Origin of the sequence: Streptomyces recifensis (genome assembly GCF_002154615.1) — a bacterium.
In the GTDB taxonomy this organism is placed as follows: Bacteria; Actinomycetota; Actinomycetes; order Streptomycetales; family Streptomycetaceae; genus Streptomyces; species Streptomyces griseoluteus.
The window spans coordinates 1-662 of sequence record NZ_MUNH01000916.1; the positions used below are offsets into that span (position 1 = coordinate 1).

Genomic DNA, 662 nt, shown 5'->3' on the forward strand with positions numbered 1-662 from the left:
TCCCCGTACGCGCTTCCCCCGTGCCCCTCCCCCGTGCGGGCGTCGACCACCGTCATGTAACCGGTGTGCTGACGTCCGGTGCCGCGGGCGCACCCCCGTACTCCCTGGGACTCGCGGCCGCGTACCGGCAGCGTGGTCCCGGCACCGGACTTCCCGGAATTCTCTGCCCCCCGGTGTGCGTCGTGCAGACGCGTGACCACTGCGCTGGTGCTCATGCCGTGCGGCGTGTTCATCTCGCGCTCCCCGTCGTGGACTTCCGGTGCTCTGGGTGGCCGGTGGTGCTCTCCCGCCTGCCGAAAAGCTTGCCGACCGTCCTTCATGGCCGTGTCCGCCGACTGTCACAGACCTGTCACAGGGGCCGGCGCGGGCGGGTCGTACCCGGTCCCGGCGGGCGGGAGCTGGCAAAGGGCCGTTTTGGTACGCCGTGTCCGGCTCGCGTCCGCCACCGGAGAACGCGGGGCGGCACGGGTCGTACGACAGGCGGTGCATGGGCCAGAATGAGCCCGTGCCTTCCCTGTTGCTGATCGAGGACGACGACGCCATCCGTACGGCCCTTGAGCTGTCCCTGACGCGCCAGGGGCACCGGGTCGCCACCGCCGCGAGCGGCGAGGACGGCCTGAAGCTGCTGCGCGAGCAGCGCCCCGACCTGATCGTGCTGGACG

General features: G+C 71.6%; 1 protein-coding gene and 1 pseudogene. One reads left to right on the forward strand and one right to left on the reverse strand.

The genetic code is table 11. The features are described from left to right. Positions 1–233: pseudogene (locus CCN33_RS30800) on the reverse strand (SigE family RNA polymerase sigma factor); the annotation flags it as partial. Positions 234–505: 272 nt separating this feature from the next. On the opposite strand from CCN33_RS30800, the gene CCN33_RS30805 reads away from it, so the two are divergent. After that, on the forward strand, positions 506–662 hold a 157-nt coding region (locus tag CCN33_RS30805; protein ID WP_140394789.1), incomplete at its 3' end, for a response regulator.